We start from the raw sequence: 15,093 nt of genomic DNA, 5'->3' as shown, positions 1-15,093 counted from the left end.
GGGGCCCTCGTCTTGTATCCGATCGACGCGAGGTCAGGCGGCGCCTGCGGGTCCTCCGCCGAAGTTGGCCGCCGGTACGACGGTACCGCCGGTCTTACGCTTCTTCTGTCGCATCCGACCCTCGACCACGGTCGCGAGCTTCGTCAGCAACGAGTTGATGACGATCATGATGATCGCGACGATGATCAGCGACGGGAGGTAGTTGCCGTAGAACGCACCGACCTGCTGGCCGGCACGGACGACCTCGACGTACCCGATGATGTAGCCGAGAGCCGAGTCCTTCAACGCCACGACCATCTGGGAGATGATCGCGGGCAGCATCGCGGTGACGGCCTGCGGCAGCAGGATGAGACTCATGACCTGGCCCTTGCGCATGCCGAGGGCGTACGCAGCTTCGGTTTGACCCTTCGGTAGCGAGTTGACACCTGCACGAACGATTTCCGCGATGACGGATCCGTTGTACAGGGTCAGGCCCGTGACCACTGCTGCCAACGCAAGGTACTTGACCTTGAACACCTCGTAGTCGGCATAGACCGCGTACAGGAAGATCATCAGGATCAGCACGGGCACGGCGCGGAACAGCTCGACGATGACGCCGCTGACGATGCGCACCGAGCGGTGATCGGAGAGTCGCCCGATTCCGAGTACGCCGCCGAGGATCAGTGCGAACACGATCGACAGCGCTGCGGCCACGAGCGTCCCTTGGATACCGGGCAGCAGGTAGGTCGTCCACGTGGTGGTTTCGAGGAACGGGTTCCACTTGTCCGCGGTGAGCTGACCCTTGGAATCGAGTGCCCGATAGATCAGGTAGGCGATGCCGAGCGACACCAGCAGGACGACACCGGAGAGGATTCGGTACCGGAGCTTGGCCTTGGGGCCGGGAACATCGTAGAGAACGGCTACGGCGTCACTCATCACTTCACCGCCAATCGCTTGCTGAGGTAGCCGAACAGCAGTCCGACAGGAAGTGTCAGGATGACAAATCCGAGGGCGAAGATTCCACCGACGACGAAGATGGCGGCCTCGTTCTCGATCATCTCTTTCATCAGGAACGACGCCTCTGCGACTCCGATGACCGACGCGATGGTGGTGTTCTTGGTCAACGCGATCAACACGCTGCCCAGCGGGCCGATCACCGCGCGAAATGCCTGGGGTAGCACGATGATCGTGATGTTCTGGGTGAACGTCATACCCAGTGAACGGCCGGCTTCGGCTTGCCCGACCGGGACGGTGTTGATACCGGATCGGAGCGATTCCGCGACGAACGACGCCGTGTAGACACTGAGTCCGAGCACGGCGAGTCGAAAGTTGTTGTCGGCCAAGCCGGTCGGAGAGTCGGCCGGAGCGAACGCGACACCCATCGTCTGGTACAGCCCGAAGGATGTGAACAGGATGATCAGCGTCAGTGGGGTGTTGCGGAAGATGGTGATGTAACCGGTCGCGATGGCGCGCGCAATGGGGATCGGTGACACGCGCATCGCGGCGATGATCGTGCCGAGGATCAGGGCGCCGATCGCGGACAGAACCGTCAGTTTGATCGTCATGATGAACGCGTCGACGAGTTCATCGCCGTACTTGCTCAATAGGTTCAAGGCAGGGGTGTCCAATCGGCTGGAGCGGACTCACCTGCGGGTGCACCCGAACGATCGGGTGCACCCGCAGGCGGGTGGTGCGTCAGTAGCGGTCGATGGTGGGCGCGGCCGGAAGCGTGTACCCCGACGCACCGACGGTGTCGTTGAACGCCTGCTCCCATGCGCCGCTCGAGATCATCTCTTCGATGGCGTCGTTGATCTGATTACGGCCTTCGGTGTCGTCCTTGGCCAGGCCGATGCCGTAGTTCTCCGTCGTGAACGGCTCGCCGACGACCTTCAACTCACCCGGGTACTGGGCGGCGTAACCGGCGAGGATGATGTCGTCGGTGGTGACGGCATCGATCGCACCGTTGCGCAGACCCTCGACGCACGCGGAGTAGGTGTCGTAGTTCTGCAGCTGAACGCCGGGGTACTCGTCGGCGATGTTCTGTGCGGGGGTGGATCCGGACACCGAGCACAGACGCTTGCCCTCGAGCGATGCCGGACCGGTGATGTCGGTGTTGGCGTCCGTGACGAGCAGTGACTGTCCTGCAACGAAGTACGGTCCGGCGAAACCGACCTTCTCCTTGCGAGTATCGGTGATCGAATACGTGGCGACGACGTAGTCGACCTCGCCGTTCTGGATCAGCGTCTCGCGCTGAGCAGACGGGGCTTCCTTGAACTCGATGTTCTCCTCGGACACACCTAGCTGACCGGCAACGTACTTGGCGACCTCGACGTCGAAGCCGCTGAAAGTGCCGTCGGGGTTGCGCAGGCCGAGACCCGGCTGGTCGTACTTGATGCCGACGATGAGGTTGCCGTCCTCCGCGCTCGACGACACACTGCGCTCTTCGTTGCCGCCACATGCGGTGGCCACGACAGCGAGCGCTGCGATTCCTGCTGCGACGCGGAGTGTGCGATTGATTTTCACGACTGTGTTCCTCCAGAGGTTGGTACTGCGAAATGTTCCAGCAGAGAGAGCGTTTCGAGTCAAGATGTTTTCGAGCGGAGTCGGTGTTTCTAACGGAGTCAGTGTTTCGAGCGGAGTCAGTGGCCGAGGATTTTGCCGAGGAAGTCCTTGGCACGTTCGGATTCGGGGGCGGTGAAGAACGTCTCGGGATCGGTGTCCTCGACGACGGCGCCGTCGGCCATGAAGATGACGCGGTCACCTGCTTTGCGGGCGAAGCCCATCTCGTGCGTGACGACGAGCATCGTCATGCCTTCCTTGGCCAGGGACGTCATCACGTCGAGAACCTCGTTGACCATCTCGGGGTCGAGCGCGGAGGTCGGCTCGTCGAACAGCATCACCTTGGGGTTCATTGCGAGCGACCGTGCGATGGCCACACGCTGCTGCTGTCCGCCCGAGAGTTGAGCGGGATACTTGTCGGCCTGATTGGCGATTCCGACACGCTCGAGAAGTGCCTGAGCGGACTTGCGTACCTCGTCCTTCTTGAGCCTGCGGACCTTCTGCGGGGCAAGCATGACGTTCTCGAGAATCGTCTTGTGTGCGAACAGATTGAAGGACTGGAACACCATTCCCACGTCGGCGCGCAGGGCGGCGAGGGCCTTCCCCTCGGCCGGGAGTACGGACCCGTCGACCTCGATGGTTCCCGAGTCGATGGGCTCGAGGCGGTTGATCGTTCGGCACAGGGTCGACTTTCCGGAACCGGACGGTCCGAGAACGATGACGACCTGTCCGGCAGGAACCTCGAGATCGATGTTCTTGAGAACGTGCAGATCACCGAAATGCTTGTCTACCGATTTCAGAGAGATCATGGGGGGTCGATCGGCAAGAGCACCGGAAGCCGGCGCGTCGGTGGCGTGCGTCATAGAGCAGAACCCTATTCGTAGTTTGCTCGTCTTCACCGGTTTTCACCCGCTGATTCGGATTATGTAATGGAAACTTTACTGATGGTCGGTATCGCCCCAGGTGCCGAGTGACGTGTGACATGGCCCGATGCGCGCCGGCGTCGCAGAGCACGAGGTACGGCGCTGTTAGTCTGGTGTGTGTCGATGTTGAACGAAGAAGCTACACGGTCCGAGGCTCGGAGCTACGAGGTACGAACGCACGGTTGCCAGATGAACGTGCACGACTCGGAGCGACTCGCCGGACTCCTCGAAGAGGCGGGCTACGTGCCGGCCGACTCGGGGACCGACGCAGACCTGGTGGTCTTCAACACGTGCGCAGTTCGCGAGAACGCGGACAACAAGCTCTACGGCAACCTGGGAATGCTTCGGCCCGCCAAGGGGCGCAACCCTCGGATGCAGATCGCCGTCGGCGGATGCCTCGCTCAGAAGGACCGCGACACCGTCGTCAAGAAGGCTCCCTGGGTGGACGTGGTGTTCGGCACCCACAACATCGGATCCCTCCCCGTCCTCCTCGAACGCGCACGACACAACGACGAAGCCCAGGTCGAGATCCTGGAATCGCTCGAGGCGTTCCCGTCGACCCTTCCGGCGAAGCGTGAATCCCCGTACGCGGGATGGGTCTCGATCTCCGTGGGCTGCAACAACACCTGCACTTTCTGCATCGTGCCCGCGCTGCGTGGCAAGGAAATCGATCGACGGCCGGGGGACATCCTCGCCGAAGTCCAGGCTCTCGTCGACCAGGGCGTCCTCGAAGTCACACTGCTCGGTCAGAACGTCAACGCGTACGGCGCGTCGTTCGCCGATCCGGCACTGCCCCGTGATCGCGGAGCGTTCGCCGCTCTGCTGAAAGCCTGCGGAGCCATCGACGGGCTGGAGCGTGTCCGGTTCACATCACCTCATCCGGCCGAGTTCACGGACGACGTCATCGAGGCGATGGCGTCGACATCGAATATCTGCCCCACACTGCACATGCCGCTGCAGTCCGGATCCGACCGGATCCTCAAGTCGATGCGACGGTCCTACCGCCAGAGCAAGTTCCTCGGAATCATCGACAAGGTGCGTGCAGCGATGCCTCACGCCGCGATCACCACCGACATCATCGTCGGATTTCCGGGCGAGACCGAAGAGGACTTCGAACAGACACTCGAGGTCATGCGTCGGGCGAGGTTCGCCAACGCCTACACCTTCCAGTACTCCAAGAGGCCGGGCACACCGGCCGCGGACATGGACGGTCAGATTCCCAAGGAAGTGGTGCAGGAGCGATACAACCGCCTGATCGCACTGCAGGAGGAGATTGTCCTCGGCGAGAACCGTGCGCTGATCGGCACCGACGTGGAGATCCTGGTCGCGACCGGTGAAGGCCGCAAGAACGCAGCCACCCACCGCAAGAGCGGCCGGGCACGGGACGGACGGTTGGTGCACTTCAGCGGCGAACCCGAACAGCTCGCCGCAATCCGCCCGGGCGACGTGGTGACGACCACCATCACCGCTGCCGCGCCCTATCACCTCATCGCCGACGCAGGCGTCGCATCGCACCGCCGGACCGCCGCGGGCGATGCCTACGAACGAGGAACCGTGCCCAAGACGGCACCCATCGGCGTCGGACTGGGGTTGCCGTCCATCGGCGCCCCCGCCCCGCTGCCCGCCACGACAGGATGCGCACTATGACCGACGCCGACAAGAACCCCGAGCACGCAACCGACGACTACCGGGCCCCGGACTACGACCGAGCCGAAAAGCAGATCGACTCGGAGATCGACCCAGGTGTGCGCGCCGTCGTCGTCGCCTCGCTGGTGATGCTTCTGCTGCTGTCGCTGGCCCTGCCCCACACCGGCGCCGTCAACGGATTCGACGTACTGTCCGGAAACGACGCCGCCGTCGCCGACGCCATCGCACTGCCCTCGCGGATCTACGTCTGGCTCGTGCTCGTGTTCGCCGTGGTCATGTCAGTCCTCGCACTCGTCACCCGAATCTGGGCCCTCGCCTGGATCGCACTGGCCGGATCCGGAGTGGCATCGGTCTTCGGCATGCTGTCCATCTGGTCTCGTCAGACCCTGCCCGCCGACTCCGTCGGCAGCGGCCCCGGAATCGGCCTCGTCCTCGGATGGATACTCGTCGTCGCCCTGACGTTCCATTGGCTCAAGGCTGTCTGGAACAAAACCACCGCCCAGCTCGACGCCCAGGAACGCCGCCGCGCCGCATCGGTCGAAGCGGAGGAGAACAACCGCTGGGACGGCCCCATCCTCGGGCGTCCGACCGACTACGAACGCTGACGCCCGACCCCGTCCCTTCCGACCCCTCTTTCGCGGGACGCCCTCCTTTTCGAGACCGAATGAACCGTTCGGTCACTCCAAGTGACCGAACGGCACATTCGCTCCGGGAGGGGGGCGCTCCGGGAGGGGGTGCGCTCCGGTAAGGGGTGCGTGCTGTCGGGAGACGGCTAAAGTTCGCCGACTGCGCCTTCGGCGGCGTCGGCCCATTCGCGCCACTGCTGAGCCTGTTCGAGGGCGCGCTTGGCGTCCTTGTCCTTGCCCGCGGCGGATGCTTTGGCGGCCTGCTCCTCGAACTGTTCGACGCGTTCGCGGAACTGGGCGGCGCGGGCGAGGGCTTCGGGGTCGGTCCGACGCCACTGCGCGTCGACGGCGTCGCGAACCGATTTCTCGATGGCGCGCAGCTTGCCTTCGAGTTCTTGCATCTTGTCCCTGGGCACTTTGCCCAGTGCGTCCCATTTCTCCTGCAGATCGCGGAGTGATGCGCGGGCTGCGTCGAGGTCGGCGGCGGGGTCGATGCCGGCGTACTTCTGGAGGAGCTCCTCCTTGGCGACTGCGTTCGCCTCGAACTCGGCGTCACGTTCGGACGCTGCCGCGTTGCGTGCGGCGAAGAACACGTCCTGTGCAGCTTTGAAGTTCTTCCACAGTGCGTCGTCGGCGTCGCGAGGTGCACGTCCGGCGGCTTTCCATTCGGTCAGCAGGTCTCGGAACGCTGCCGCGGTGGGTCCCCAGTCGGTGGACGACGACAGTGCCTCTGCCTGCGCTACCAACTCCTCCTTGCGTGTCTTCGCGGCGCCGCGCTCACGGTCGAGATCCGCGAAGTGTGCGCCGCGGCGACGGTTGAAGTTCTCGCGAGCCTTGGAGTAGCGCTTCCACAGGGCATCGTCGACCTTGCGGTCGACTCCGCGGATCGTTTTCCACTCGTCGAGGATCTCGCGTAGGCGATCGCCTGCATGCTTCCACTGGGTGGATTCGGTGCCGATCTGTTCCGCTTCGGCGGCGAGTTCTTCTTTGCGTGCCGTGTGTGCGGCGCGCTCGGCTTCCTTCTCGTGGCGGGCAACGGCGGCGGCAGTCTCGGAGTGTTCGACGACGAGTTGCAGTCGCTCGGCGAGCGCGTCGAGGTCGCCGATGACCGCGGCGGTCGGCAGCGTCTCGGCCAGTGCTTCCGCGGCGGCCTTGGTCTTCTTCGCGTCCCCGGATCCGGCGGTGAGCCTGGCCTCGAGCAGGGCGATCTCGGTGGACAGATCGTCGTACCGGCGACCGAAATGTGCGAGACCCTCGGCCGCGTCACCGGCCTGCCACGACCCGATCTGTCGTTCGCCGTCAGCGGTCTTGACCCACGCGGTGCCGTCGTCGTCGACCCGTCCGAATTTGCTCGGGTCGCTCGGCGCCGCGAGTGCGGGCGTCACGGTCGCGACGTGTGTCGCCACCGGATGAGGCTTGGGGCCGCCACCTGGCTTGGGGCCACCGGGTTTCGGGCCGCCGGGCTTGGGGCCGCCGGGCTTGGGAGCGCCTGGAGTGTTCTCCCCGCTGGTGTGGCCGTCGGTGTCGGTCATCGTTCCTCATCTCTGCCGCGCGTCACGGCTGCCTGTATCGCGCTGTATCGAGTGCTTCACCACCATCGGTCGGTATCGACCGATCGAACCATTCAAACAGGTGCGAGCGAGGTTGGTGTGCTCGTCCGGCGATTACGACGCCGAGTGTCTTCGCATGCGGTCGCTGCCGCGTCGTCCGGGCACCGCGTCACCGACTAGCGTTGGGTCCCGTGTTACGTGCCGTGGCCTTGGTGCCGTCCCCGCCCCTCCTGGTGCCCGAATTGACGGGAAGCGGAGCTGCCGACTCGATCGACGTCCGTGCGGCTGCCTGCGACGCTGCCTCGTACCTGGCCTCGGTCGCCGATACCTGGGTGGCGATCGGTGTGGCCGACGTCGCTCGTCGGATCACGCACCCCGCCGCAGGGTCGTTCACGGGGTACGGCGTCGATGTGCGCGTCGATCTGTCCGACGGTGACTCTGCGTCCGATCCCGACATGCCGTTGCCCGCGCTGATCGCGGGATGGCTCCGTGGGCAGGCGTCGGCGGGGGAGGTGTCGCGCGAGATCACGGTCGATGTGGAGTTGGTCGCGGATCGCGGTGTCGTGGACGATCACCGACGACTCGGGGCGAACCTGAGGGCCGAGTTCGACGGGCGGGGAACCGATTGGGGGTTGTTGGTCGTCGCCGACGGTGCGACCACGCTGACTCCCAAGGCTCCTGGTTCCTTCGACGATCGAGCCGAGTCCGTGCAGCGTGACATCGACGACGCTCTCGCCGCAGCCGATGCAGGAGCATTGACGCGGCTCGACCCCGTGCTCTGCGGCGAGGTCGGGGTCGGCGGATTGGCTGCCTGGCAGACTGCAGCCGGTGTCGTCGGGGACGACGTCGTCGACGTGCGCACGCTCTACCGGGGCGCTCCGTACGGGGTCGGTTACTTCGTCGGCACGTGGACCCTCCCGCGATGACAGGCGAACACACCGAACGCCTGCGTCCGATCGCGGTGATCGGGCCGACGGCAACGGGCAAGTCCGATCTGGGTCTCGATCTTGCGGAAACGCTCGGCGGCGAGGTCGTCAACATCGACGCGATGCAGCAGTACCGCGGCATGGACATCGGCACGGCCAAGCTGGCGCCGGACGATCGTCGCGGGATTCCGCATCACCGGTTGGACGTCCTCGACGTGACCGAGACCGCGACGGTGGCGAACTACCAGAGCGCGGCGGTACGTGACGTCGAGGACATCATCGCGCGCGGCAACGTTCCCGTCATCGTGGGTGGGTCGATGATGTACGTGCAATCTCTGCTCGACGAGTGGTCCTTTCCCGCAACCGATCCCGATGTTCGCGCCAAATGGGAGAAGGTGTTGGCCGACGGAGGTACCGAGGTGGTCCACCGTGAGCTCGCGCTGAAGGATCCGGAGGCCGCGGCGTCGATCCTCGCCACGGACGGTCGACGCATGGTGCGGGCACTCGAGGTCGTCGAGATCACCGGAGCACCGTTCGCGGCCTCGGCACCGACCATCGGCGAGCCCCGGTGGGGAACGCGCGTGCTCGGCGTCGACCGGGAGACCACCGAACTGGACGAGCGAATCGCGCGTCGTACCGATCTGATGTTCTCCGCGGGCCTCGTCGACGAGGTGCGCGCGCTGATCGACGTCGGGTTGAAGGACGGTGTCACCGCCTCGCGCGCGATCGGTTACGCGCAGGTCCTGGCGTTTCTCGACGGCACGAGCGACCTCGACCACGCACGTGAACGGACGTTCATCGGCACCCGCCGATACGTACGTCGACAGCGCTCGTGGTTCCGGCGCGACCCACGGGTCCACTGGCTCGACGGCGCGAACCCGTCCCTGCTGGCGTCCGCGCTCGAGGCTCTGTCGCGCGGATAGACTTCCCGGCATGCACTTCGCGAAAGGTCACGGAACGCAGAACGACTTCGTCGTGCTGCAGGACCCGGATGTCCAGATCGAGCTACTCCGGCCCCGGGTCGCTGCTCTGTGCGACCGTCGTCGCGGTCTCGGTGCCGACGGGGTACTGCGCGTTGCACGGGCCGGGCAGTTGCGTGACGCAGGAGTGCTGGACCGGCTGCCCGCGGGTGTGTCCGCCGAGGACTGGTTCATGGACTACCGCAACGGTGACGGCAGCATCGCCGAGATGTGCGGTAACGGGGTGCGGGTGTTCGCCCACTACCTGCGGGCCACCGGGCTCGAGACCGAGGATCGATTCGTCGTCGGTTCACGAGCGGGAGCCAGGCCGGTCACGGTCCATCGCTTCGACGACACCACCGCCGACGTCACCGTCGAGATGGGCGACGTGCATCTGATGGGGTCGAGTGCTGCCGTACTGGGGGGCCGCCGCTTCGAGGGCATCGGTATCGACGTCGGCAACCCGCACCTCGCGTGCGTGGACCCCGACCTGGACGTCACCGCGCTCGGCGGGATGGACTTCTCGTCGGCACCCGAACTGGACGGTGATTTCTTCACCGCAGGCGCGAACGTCGAGATTCTCACCCGACTGCAGTTCGGCCGGGTGGACATGCGCGTGTTCGAACGTGGTGTGGGGGAGACTCGATCGTGCGGGACCGGCACGGTCGCAGCCGCGGCCGCGGCGCTGTCTTACGAAGGGCTCGACTCCGGCCAGGTCGTGGTCGGTGTGCCCGGCGGCGAGGTCACCGTGTCGATCGACGATTCCGGCGCGACGCTTCGGGGCCCGTCCGTACTGCTGGCGAGCGGCGACGTCGACGACGACTGGTGGCGGCGCATCGCATGAGCCGTTGATTCGGCACGGGCGGGAAACTCGCGTGCACACGCTGGGGATTTCGTGGATCATGGATGACGTTGGACAGAGAAGTTGTTGTGACAACCGGAATCGTTCGATTCCCGGACCTAAGGATTGACGGAAATAACGGACACACAGAATCACGACCACGCCGATGCACAGAACGGGTCGGCCTGGACGCGCGAAGAGAGCGAAGCGTGGTCCAAGCGGATCGCGCGCTCCCCGCTTCCCACGTCGGATCAGGGTGACGGCAGCTCCGACAGCAGACCGTCGACGGGCGACATGCAGCTCGAGGAGCGCACCGCTCTCCGGCGCGTCGCCGGGTTGTCCACGGAACTCGCGGACGTCACCGAGGTCGAGTACCGCCAGCTTCGGCTCGAACGCGTCGTCCTGGTCGGGGTGTGGACGACCGGAACCGCAGCGCAGGTGGAGAGCAGCATGGCCGAGCTCGCCGCACTCGCGGAAACAGCGGGATCCGAAGTGCTGGACGCCTTGGTTCAGCGGCGTGACAAGCCGGACACCGCCACCTACATCGGCTCGGGCAAAGCCCACGAACTGAGGGATGTCGTGCTGTCCACCGGTGCCGACACCGTGATCTGCGACGGTGAGCTCACACCCGCGCAGCTCAACGCGCTCGAGAAAGTGGTGAAGGTCAAGGTCATCGACCGGACCGCACTGATCCTGGACATCTTCGCCCAGCACGCGACATCGCGTGAAGGCAAGGCGCAGGTCGCGTTCGCGCAGATGGAATACATGCTTCCGCGTCTGCGCGGTTGGGGTGAATCGATGTCTCGTCAGGCCGGCGGCCGCGCAGGCAGCAACGGCGGTGTCGGCCTTCGCGGACCCGGTGAGACCAAGATCGAAACCGATCGCCGACGGATTCGCGAGCGCATGGCGAAGCTCCGCAGGGAGATCAAGGGCATGAAACAAGCCCGCGACACCAAACGCGAGAGCAGGCTGAAGAGCACCACCCCCAACATCGCGATCGTCGGATACACCAATGCCGGCAAGTCGTCGCTGCTCAACTCGCTGACGGGCTCGGGTGTCCTGGTTCAGAACGCACTGTTCGCCACCCTGGATCCGACATCGCGAAAGTCCACGTTGGAAGACGGGCGAGCCATCGTCCTCACCGACACGGTGGGCTTCGTCAGGCATCTCCCGACGCAGCTGGTCGAAGCATTCCGTTCGACACTGGAAGAAGTCACCGACGCCGATCTGCTTCTGCACGTCGTCGACGGGTCGGATCCGCTGCCCACGGACCAGATCAAAGCCGTGCGGGAAGTCATCGTCGACGTCGTCAAGGAACGAGACTCGACGATGCCGCCGGAGCTGATCGTCGTGAACAAGATCGATGCCGCAGATCCGGTCCAGCTGACCCAGCTTCGCGGGCTTCTGCCCGGAGCACGGTTCGTGTCGGCTCGTACCGGCGAGGGAATCGACGAACTGCGTGATCACCTCGGTGAGATTCTGGCGTGGCCCGAAGCCGAGATCGACGTCCTCGTTCCCTACACGCGGGGTGATCTCGTCGCACGCATTCACACCGAGGGACGGATCTCCAAGTCGTCGCACGAGAGCGACGGCACTCGGGTCGAGGCGCGAGTGCCGACGGCACTGGCCTCCGTCCTGGCCGAGTTCGCGTACGAACCGGCTGCTGTCTGACATCGGCGTGCGTCCGGGTGTCCTCGCGGTAGCCGTCGCAGTGGCGGCGCTGACCGTCGGTGCCGGCGCACCGACCGCCCAGGCTCGGCCGGAGGTGCGGCAGGAACCGTCGGACACCTACTGCACTCCGACCGACCAGGCACTCGAGGAGCTGTCGGGGATGGCGTTCGTCGACGGTGTGCTCTACGCGATCGGCGACAGTGGGACCGATCACCGGGTGGCCGTCCTGGACGACGGTTGCGCCGTGACACGGTGGCTCGACGTTCCGGTCGACCCGTACGACGTGGAGGACATGGCGTCGTACGACGGCGACCTGTGGTTGTCCGATACAGGCGACAATCAGAGCAGGCGTGACACCGTCGCGTTGACTCGGATGGATCCCGTCACCGGGCAAGGCGAGCTACACCGGTTGACCTACCCGGACGGGCCGCACGACGCGGAGGCCCTGCTGATCGAGCCCGGTGGTCGTCCGGTCGTCGTCACGAAGGAGCCGACCGGGGTGAGCGGAATCTACGTCCCCGCGGGTGGCGAATCCGTGGCCGAGCTGGCGTCACCGGGGCCCACCGCTCTCACGAAGGCCGGAGAATCGACGTTCGAGCGGACCGACACGGCCGGGGGTCCGCCGTTCATCATCGGGTCGATTCTCGCGACCGGGGGAGCGGTGAGTGCGGACGGGACTGTCGCTGCCGTGCGCACCTATACCGACGCCTACCTGTTCGCGGTGCCCGACGGCGATGTCGTTCGAGCTCTGTCCGGTGAGCCGGAAGTCATAGCTCTTCCTGCCCAGCCCCAGGGTGAGGCACTCACATTCGATTCGAACGGCAACCTGTTGATCGCCTCCGAAGCCGCGGGTGGGCCGGTTCCCCCCATCGAGGTGCTGAGCAGCGCAACAAGTCTCGTCGACACGCCGACACCGGCGACGGAAGCTCCTCAGCAGCCTGGTGGCCGATGGCCGCTGGGTGCGCTCGCCGTCGCCGGTGTCCTGGCGATCGTGTCGATCTTCTACACCGTCGGGGCAGCCCGACGGCGTTGACGGGTCAGGCGTCGAGGTCGGACGCGACGAGCGCCGCAACCTTGTCCAGAGCCGCCTGGTCCTCGCTCTCGACGGTCACCTCGGTGCCCTTGGCTGCACCGAGGGTCATGATCATCAGCGCGGATCCGGCGTCCACCGGTTCCTCGCCGTCCACGGCGAGAGTGACGTCGACGCCTGCGTCGGCAACGGCCTCGGCGATGATCGCTGCGGGTCGCGCGTGCAGACCGATTGCGGATCCGACGGTGACTGTGGTGCTGGGCATGAAGTGCTCCTTCTTCGTTGGGTGGTCAGGCGGTGATGATCAGGGGGGTGACGATCAAGCGGTGACGAGGTCGGGGTCGATGGTTGCTTCAGAGGGGGCGTTCTTGCCCTTGGCGAACTGCTTGGCCGCAATCACGAGCACGGCGGCGACGATCGTGCCGACTGCGAGGGCGAGCAGGAACCACAGGATCCCACCGACGGCGAAGAACACGAAGATGCCGCCGTGCGGAGCGCTGAGCGTGACGTCCATCGCCATGATGAGCGCACCGGTCACTGCGCCGCCCGCCATCATCGACGGAATCACGCGAAGTGGGTCGGCGGCCGCGAACGGAATCGCACCTTCGGAGATGAACGCTGCACCGAGGAACCAGGCGGCCTTGCCGTTCTCGCGTTCGGCTTCGGTGAAGATCTTCGGGCGTACGGCCGACGCGAGAGCCAGAGCGAGCGGCGGCACCATGCCGGCGGCCATCACGGCAGCCATGATGCGCAGCGATGCGGTGTCGGTGACCGACAGGCCTGCAGTGGCGAATGCGTACGCGGCCTTGTTGACCGGGCCACCGAGGTCGAAGCACATCATCAGTCCGAGGATGATGCCGAGGATGATGATGGAGCTACCCGACAGGCCGTTGAGCCAGTTGGTCAGTCCGCTGGTGATGGCGGCGAGCGGCTTGCCGAGCACGAGGAACATGATGCCGCCGACGATCAGCGTCGCGAACAGCGGAATGATGACGACCGGCATCAAGCCACGAAGCAGAGCCGGGATTTTCCACCTGCTGATCCACAGCGCGACGAAACCGGCGATCAGACCACCGACGAGGCCACCGATGAAGCCTGCGCCCACCAGGACGGCCACGGCGCCAGCCGTGAACCCTGGTGCAAGACCGGGCCTGTCGGCAATCGCGTACGAGATGTAACCGGCCAATGCGGGAACCAGGAAGCTGAAGGACAGCGCGCCGATCTGGAAGAGAACAGCTCCGAGGTAGATCTTCAGACCACCGTCGGGCAACGCGGTGAGCGAGTTGTTGACGACGATGTCCTCGGCGCTCTCGGAGATGGTGTACCCACCGAGCAGGAAGCCGAGTGCGATGAGCAGACCGCCCGCCGCAACGAACGGAATCATGTAACTGACACCGGTCAGCAGGATCTGCCGAATGCGTGTGCCCCATCCGAGTTCGCCTGCGCCGGAGGATGCGGTGCCCGGATCGGCTGCCGTGCCGGAGACACGGGCCGCGTTCGGATCGTTCGATGCGCGCAGCGCTTCCGTGACCATCACGTCGGGCTCGTTGATGGCGCGTTTGACTCCGGACGAGATCACCGGCTTGCCGGCAAAGCGCTCCTTACCCTTGACCCCGACATCCGTGGCGAAGATGACCGCTTCCGCGCTCGCGATCAGCGCCGGGTCGAGCGGCGTGCTTCCACTCGAGCCCTGAGTTTCCACGTGCACCGTCACACCGGCACGATCACCGGCAGCGACAAGCGAATCCGCGGCCATGTACGTGTGGGCGATACCCGTCGGGCACGCCGTGACAGCGACGATGTGCTTGGGCGTATCCGCGGCGGCGGCGTCGGGAACCTCGGGAGCGGAGTGCTTGGCAGTACTCACCGTGGCCCCGGCAGCAGGGGCAGCGGCGGCCTTGGGCGCGGGGTTGATGACACCGTCGACGAGAGCGACGACGTCCGCGGCCGTCGGAGCCTCGCGCAGAGACGTCACGAACTCCGGCTTGACCAGCGCCCTGGCCAGGCTGGAGAGCAGCTTCATGTGCGCCGAACCCGCACCGGCCGGCGCCGCGATGAGGAAGACCAGATCGGCCGGGCCGTCGGGCGCACCGAAATCGACCTTCGGGTTCAGACGGGCGAATCCGAGCGACGCCGTCGTCACGGCCTCGGCGCGACAGTGGGGGATGGCGATGCCGCCCGGCAGGCCCGTCGCCGACTGCGCTTCGCGGGCCAGAGCGGCGTCACGCAGCGGTTCGGCGTCGGTGGCGCGCCCGGCGTCGGCGAGCACGTTCGAAAGCCGTGCGATGACAGTGTCTTTCGATTCACCGAGGTCCGCGTCGAGGACTATGAGGTCCTCCGCGATGATCGCGGGATCGTTGGTTGGTGTGGACATGACGTCGC

14 protein-coding genes are annotated in these 15,093 nt (G+C 65.6%); 7 read left to right on the top strand and 7 right to left on the bottom strand.

The features are described 5' to 3' along the window. Nucleotides 1-33 precede the first annotated feature (33 nt). From BH95_RS06310 to BH95_RS06295, 4 genes are all read right to left on the bottom strand, one after another. The gene (locus tag BH95_RS06310) at nt 34-915 is read right to left on the bottom strand and encodes an amino acid ABC transporter permease (protein WP_037181394.1); all 882 of its coding nucleotides are present in this window, start codon (nt 913-915) and stop codon (nt 34-36) included. Further along, the gene (locus tag BH95_RS06305) at nt 915-1,592 is read right to left on the bottom strand and encodes an amino acid ABC transporter permease (protein ID WP_037181909.1); all 678 of its coding nucleotides are present in this window, start codon (nt 1,590-1,592) and stop codon (nt 915-917) included. Before BH95_RS06305 ends, BH95_RS06310 begins: the two co-directional genes overlap by 1 nt. An 82-nt stretch (nt 1,593-1,674) precedes the next feature. Then, entirely contained in the window at nt 1,675-2,502 is an 828-nt protein-coding gene (locus BH95_RS06300; protein WP_037181392.1) for a glutamate ABC transporter substrate-binding protein, read from the bottom strand. Between the two features lie 116 nt (nt 2,503-2,618). Further along, on the bottom strand, nt 2,619-3,347 hold the full coding sequence (locus BH95_RS06295) for an amino acid ABC transporter ATP-binding protein (protein ID WP_208601159.1): 729 nt from the start codon (nt 3,345-3,347) through the stop codon (nt 2,619-2,621). Between the two features lie 237 nt (nt 3,348-3,584). On the opposite strand from BH95_RS06295, the gene miaB reads away from it, so the two are divergent. Both miaB and BH95_RS06285 read left to right on the top strand, forming a co-directional pair. Then, nucleotides 3,585-5,108, top strand: a complete 1,524-nt coding sequence (gene miaB / locus BH95_RS06290) for a tRNA (N6-isopentenyl adenosine(37)-C2)-methylthiotransferase MiaB (protein ID WP_080737985.1) — start codon at nt 3,585-3,587, stop codon at nt 5,106-5,108. Continuing rightward, a complete protein-coding gene (locus BH95_RS06285; protein ID WP_019664103.1) occupies nt 5,105-5,713 on the top strand; it encodes an Rv2732c family membrane protein in 609 nt (202 codons plus the stop codon). The genes miaB and BH95_RS06285 overlap by 4 nt, the downstream gene beginning before the upstream one ends. A gap of 167 nt (nt 5,714-5,880) precedes the next feature. Here BH95_RS06285 and BH95_RS06280 read toward each other — a convergent pair whose 3' ends face one another. Beyond that, nucleotides 5,881-7,266 (bottom strand): DUF349 domain-containing protein, encoded by a 1,386-nt coding sequence (locus BH95_RS06280; RefSeq protein ID WP_019664102.1) that lies wholly within the window; start codon nt 7,264-7,266, stop codon nt 5,881-5,883. Nucleotides 7,267-7,475: 209 nt separating this feature from the next. On the opposite strand from BH95_RS06280, the gene BH95_RS06275 reads away from it, so the two are divergent. The 5 genes from BH95_RS06275 (at nt 7,476) to BH95_RS06255 (ending at nt 12,714) form a co-directional block, all read left to right on the top strand. Further along, entirely contained in the window at nt 7,476-8,210 is a 735-nt protein-coding gene (locus tag BH95_RS06275) for a hypothetical protein (protein ID WP_230594238.1), read from the top strand. Next, nucleotides 8,207-9,133: a tRNA (adenosine(37)-N6)-dimethylallyltransferase MiaA gene (gene miaA / locus BH95_RS06270; RefSeq protein ID WP_037142908.1), complete on the top strand. Its 927-nt coding sequence runs from the start codon at nt 8,207-8,209 to the stop codon at nt 9,131-9,133. Before BH95_RS06275 ends, miaA begins: the two co-directional genes overlap by 4 nt. Nucleotides 9,134-9,143: 10 nt before the next feature. Further along, nucleotides 9,144-10,013: a diaminopimelate epimerase gene (gene dapF, locus BH95_RS06265; protein WP_037142443.1), complete on the top strand. Its 870-nt coding sequence runs from the start codon at nt 9,144-9,146 to the stop codon at nt 10,011-10,013. 219 nt (nt 10,014-10,232) lie between these two features. After that, entirely contained in the window at nt 10,233-11,681 is a 1,449-nt protein-coding gene (hflX, locus tag BH95_RS06260) for a GTPase HflX (protein ID WP_026347606.1), read from the top strand. A gap of 7 nt (nt 11,682-11,688) precedes the next feature. Beyond that, on the top strand, nt 11,689-12,714 hold the full coding sequence (locus BH95_RS06255; protein ID WP_037181383.1) for a hypothetical protein: 1,026 nt from the start codon (nt 11,689-11,691) through the stop codon (nt 12,712-12,714). 4 nt (nt 12,715-12,718) lie between these two features. On the opposite strand, the gene BH95_RS06250 is transcribed toward BH95_RS06255, so the two are convergent. Then, complete coding sequence (locus BH95_RS06250) at nt 12,719-12,976, bottom strand: HPr family phosphocarrier protein (protein ID WP_019664096.1); 258 nt, start codon at nt 12,974-12,976, stop codon at nt 12,719-12,721. Between the two features lie 54 nt (nt 12,977-13,030). Continuing rightward, complete coding sequence (locus BH95_RS06245) at nt 13,031-15,085, bottom strand: PTS fructose transporter subunit IIABC (protein ID WP_037181381.1); 2,055 nt, start codon at nt 15,083-15,085, stop codon at nt 13,031-13,033. Nucleotides 15,086-15,093 lie beyond the last annotated feature (8 nt).

The sequence above is a fragment of the Rhodococcoides fascians A44A genome, assembly GCF_000760735.1.
Classification (GTDB): Bacteria; Actinomycetota; Actinomycetes; order Mycobacteriales; family Mycobacteriaceae; genus Rhodococcoides; species Rhodococcoides fascians_E.
Note: the sequence above shows the minus strand (reverse complement) of the source record. Positions and strands in the feature narration are given on the sequence as shown.